The organism is Kitasatospora saccharophila, from assembly GCF_039529925.1.
Taxonomy (GTDB): domain Bacteria; phylum Actinomycetota; class Actinomycetes; order Streptomycetales; family Streptomycetaceae; genus Kitasatospora; species Kitasatospora saccharophila.
Genome location: NZ_BAAANS010000135.1, coordinates 1 through 4157, shown reverse-complemented (window position 1 = coordinate 4157; position 4157 = coordinate 1). Strand labels below are relative to the sequence as shown.

Genomic DNA, 4157 nt, shown 5'->3' with positions numbered 1-4157 from the left:
AAGCTTCGATCGCGGTCGTTCAACACGAAGAGGTCAAAGTCGTCGTCCTCCTCCGCGAGCTTCGGGTTGCTGAAGGCACATCCCAAGGGGCGCAGGTCGTCGAGAAGGCGCCGTAGCGGACGCGACATGATCGGCCGAGGAATTGCCACGGCCACGGTCTAGCAGAACGAACTGACAAACCGTCAGGCCGACGCCCTTCCTGCCCCGTGCGCCGTGGGCCGAGCGGACCTGTGGTCGACGGGCAGGATCCCCAGCAACTGCCCAGGACCGCGCTCGGTCAGCCACTTGCTGCGCACCGCATACACGCTCCGGCTCGTCTGGGTGACGCTGAACATCGGCCCGCAACCCGGTCCGACCCGTAGAGGTTGGACTGGGTGTTGTCGCGCCCCTCGCCATGTGGAGTCTGCCCCGTGCGCGTTCGTCCCGTCCTCGCCGCCGTCCTGTCCGCCGCCGCGGCCACCGCGCTGCTCGCCTCCCCGATCCACGCGGCGGCCGCGACCACATCCGGCGCGGCCGCCCCGGCGGCCGGCGGGACACACCGTGCGGCGGGGGAGCAGGTCACCACGACGTTGCGCGAGGCGATCAACGCGCTGCCCGTTGTGGAGGAGGACCGCACCGGCTACGTCCGCACCGCATTCCGGCACTGGATCGACGCGGACCGCAACGGCTGCTCGACCCGGGTGGAGGTGCTGATCGCGGAGGCGACGTCCGCGCCGGTGGTCGGCGCGAAGTGCTCCTTGTCAGGCGGGGTGTGGGTGTCCCCGTACGACGACGTGGTGCTGCAGGACGCCAAGGCCCTGGACATCGACCACATGGTCCCGCTCGCCGAAGCCTGGGATTCCGGTGCCTCCGCCTGGTCGGCGGAGCAGCGGCAGGCCTACGCCAACGACCTTGACGAGCCGAGGGCGCTGATCGCGGTGTCCGCGAAGTCCAACCGCAGCAAGGCGGACAAGGACGTCGCGGAGTGGCTGCCGCCCGCCGAAGCCTACCGCTGCACCTACCTGACGGACTGGACGGCGGTGAAGACCCGCTGGGGTCTGAGCATCGACCGGGTCGAGGCGGACGCGCTGCACCGCCTGGCCGCCGACTGCCCCAACACCGAGGTCACCGTCACCCTCGCCCGCTGAACCGCCCACCCCGCCCGAGAGCGCCCCCGACCACCGAAAGGAGGGGCTGGCCCTGACCTCCTCCCCAGACGCCGCCGACCCCGCAGCCCGCGTCGACCCGGCCGTGTTCGCCGCCGCGCTACCGCGGAACGTCGTCTCCGCTACCGTCCTGGTCACCGACACCGACGGCCTGGTCCTGATGCTCCACCAAGCCCACCCCTACCCCGGCCACCCCGCTTGGTGGCAGCTGCCCTCCGGCCTCGCCGACCTAGGCGAGGTGCCGTTCGCCACTGCCCGGCGCGAACTCGCCGAAGAGACCGGCCTCCACCCCCACGGACCACTGCGCCCGCTGGCGGTCGACTACCGGCAGGCGGTGGCCGGCTGGCCGCCGGTCATCGACTTCGCCTTCGCTGCGGACCCGGTTCCGGCCGACACGCAGGTGCGCTTGAGCGGCGAGCACGACGTGTTCGCGTGGCGGACCTGGGAACAGTGGGAACCGTTTCTACAGTCCGAGCAGCGGGCGTGGTTCGCCTCGCTGCGCGCCGCCCGCCGGCGGGGGAGCGCGGTGGTACTCGTCGACGGCCGGGAAGCCGCAGGGGCCGGGGGCGCATCGGCGCCGGCCCCCGCGAGGCCGGGGAGTTGACGCGCCGTCCGGCCGGTGACGGGCCGACCGGACGGCTGCCGGCGCGCGCAAGTGCCGGACAGCGGCAACGATCTGTTTCTCCCGCTCTGTCCGGAATGAGGCGGGTCAACTCTCCGATGGCAGCCTTCAACTTTTCGGGCATCTGGGGTCAATATCCCCGAAACGCTGCGGAAATTTATAGCGGCGGATGTGTGTGGATGTCGGTTTGGGGCGGGATGCGCTGTTCTGCATATGACGACCTCAGGTGCACATACGGGACATCTACTGACGAATCCTGGTGTTGATTGATGCACGGAGTGATTGGCCGTATGCTCAGGGCGACACTTCGGGGGGATCCGGACTCCCTGCTGTCATGTCCATATAATCCAGTCATTGGGGGGTAATTCGCATGCGTCGAATAGTTCGGGCTGGTGTTGCCGCAGCACTCCTGCTTTCTCCGGTCCTGACGGCTGTCGATGCCCAGGCGGCTTCGGCTGACCAGCTGCCGAAGAGCGGAGGGGTTTCCGTCGAGATCAACGACGGAAGCGCGTCTGTCAAGAGTGGCGGCATCGCGCCCATGAGCAGCACCGACCTGAGCAGCGGCACCCTCTACTTCACCGGCGTGAACGGCTTCCGGGTCGGCAGCAGCTACGACTCGATGGCCGCATCCATCAAGTACGTGAAGAACTCGGGCGGCCAGATCTACGCCGAGTTCGCGTACGAGGAGGGCGGGTACACCCACTGGGACCAGGGCGCGTTCTATCAGAGCGCGGGCGAGACCAGGAGCTACGCCTGGGGCATCGTCCCGCTGCCGGCGAACTGCGCCGCGATCGGCAAGATGTGGGTGAGCGGGCAGCAGACCTTCCAGACTCCGCCGGAACACCCCTGCTGAGCCTGACAAGCTGAACCGGAACCGCGGGGTGGGTACGGGCAGAACCCGGACCCACCCCGCGCCGCTGCCTACCGCATCCCGGAAGACCCGATGATCGAAGCGATTTTCAACTCTGTCCCTGCTCTGCTCCCCGTGCTCGCTGCACTCGGCCTTCTCTTCGGCACGGTGGCTTTCAGGCAAGCCCGGCGCCATCAGCACCCGCCTGCAGTTCCGGTTCTGTGGGCCCTGTCGCTGGCCGGAGAGCTGACAGCGACACTGACGCCGGGTGGCGGATCGTCTGATTCGCTGAGCTGCTCGATCGGGGCCGGTGTGTGGGGCACGGCGGTAAGCGAGCAGGGGTTGATGAACATCGCCCTCTACGTTCCGCTCGCGCTGTTCGGCACGATCACTTTTCGTCGGCCCCTGACCGTCCTTGCGGCCTCCGCGGCGCTGTCGGCATCGACTGAGGTATTGCAGACCATGATGGGCCTCGGCCGGGCCTGTGACGGCGCTGACTTCGTCGACAACGTTTGTGGTGCGCTCATCGGCACTGTGGCCGCGGTCATCTGGCTGTGGCTTCGCCGCCGCAAGCCGCAATTCGGGCGAAAGGATACCCTGCACTCTTTCGCTGTGGCCGGCACCGGCTTTGCGGTCGTGACCGCTGCCATCTGGATGTTCATTCCGCTCTACTACGATGAAGCCGGTTTCGGTACGAGTTCCTCCGACGACGGCGGGATCAGCGCTTCCCGGCGTATCGCCGTGAAGCTTTTCGGCCCGGATGCCCAAGTGGAAACCACCCAGATGGGCGTCAATCCCGAAAGCTCGTCCCAGCGATTCCTTGACGTCACAACCGATCGCGGTCAGTTTCGTATCGAGTGGCCCAACGAGCGACTCCTTCTCAGTGCCTCGGCCAACAGTCAGGTCGACCGTGGCTCTTTGACTCAGGAGCAGGTACTCAAAGCCGGCAGCGAATTTGCGACGACCTGGTTCTCCGACCTCACGACGACAGCGACCCGGACGATTGCCCCCACTGACAGCGCGGGTGATGCTTATATGCTCACCTATCGCCGGTACAACAGCGATGGCGTATTGATGCCCATGCGCCTGGACATCACCGTCTCCACTTCCGGGCGAATCATGGCATCGTCTGCACGCTGGGACGCAGACCCCCAGTTGCCCCACCCTGTTGTCGGCGCGGATGCAGCAAAGGCTAAGGCCGTCTCCACGGTGCCCGGATCGCGCGCGGACACCACGTTCCTCCTTGCCAAGCAGATTGACGGCCAGTGGAAGCCATGCTGGGCGGTCAACCTCATCAAACAAGGGGAGGCCCAACGCTCAGGGACTGTCGACTTCGTTGACGCCATCACCGGACAGTCGGTGGCACATCAAGGGTAGATTTTCCGCACAGGGAATTCGGATATTGGAATCCCAAGAAAAACTGGCGCACTGTCCTGTGCAACTCCCTGAGACCGTGTTTGAGATCTGCCGTGTCGCCGGGCTGGAGTGGTCGTTGAGCCTGTTGTGAGCGGTGTTTGGGGCGGGTATCCGTCGGACCTGA

General features: G+C 66.6%; 4 protein-coding genes. All 4 read left to right on the top strand.

All coding sequences use genetic code 11. The features are described 5' to 3' along the window. Window positions 1–410 precede the first annotated feature (410 nt). The 4 genes from ABD345_RS39710 to ABD345_RS39695 all read left to right on the top strand — a co-directional run bounded on the left by ABD345_RS39710 (window position 411) and on the right by ABD345_RS39695 (window position 3994). Window positions 411–1127, top strand: coding sequence for an HNH endonuclease family protein (locus ABD345_RS39710; RefSeq protein ID WP_344559672.1), 717 nt, complete (start codon window positions 411–413; stop codon window positions 1125–1127). A 103-nt stretch (window positions 1128–1230) separates the two neighbouring features. After that, the gene (locus ABD345_RS39705) at window positions 1231–1749 is read left to right on the top strand and encodes an NUDIX hydrolase (protein WP_344559670.1); all 519 of its coding nucleotides are present in this window, start codon (window positions 1231–1233) and stop codon (window positions 1747–1749) included. 556 nt (window positions 1750–2305) lie between these two features. Beyond that, entirely contained in the window at window positions 2306–2620 is a 315-nt protein-coding gene (locus ABD345_RS39700; RefSeq protein ID WP_344559669.1) for a hypothetical protein, read from the top strand. Window positions 2621–2710: 90 nt separating this feature from the next. Beyond that, window positions 2711–3994: a VanZ family protein gene (locus ABD345_RS39695; protein WP_344559668.1), complete on the top strand. Its 1284-nt coding sequence runs from the start codon at window positions 2711–2713 to the stop codon at window positions 3992–3994. Window positions 3995–4157: the final 163 nt, after the last annotated feature.

Excerpts from the sequence above, each read along its gene's own strand:
- ABD345_RS39700 (WP_344559669.1), top strand. The coding sequence starts at position 2,306 with ATGAGCAGCACCGACCTGAGCAGCGGCACCCTCTACTTCACCGGCGTG.
- ABD345_RS39695 (WP_344559668.1), top strand. The coding sequence starts at position 2,711 with ATGATCGAAGCGATTTTCAACTCTGTCCCTGCTCTGCTCCCCGTGCTC.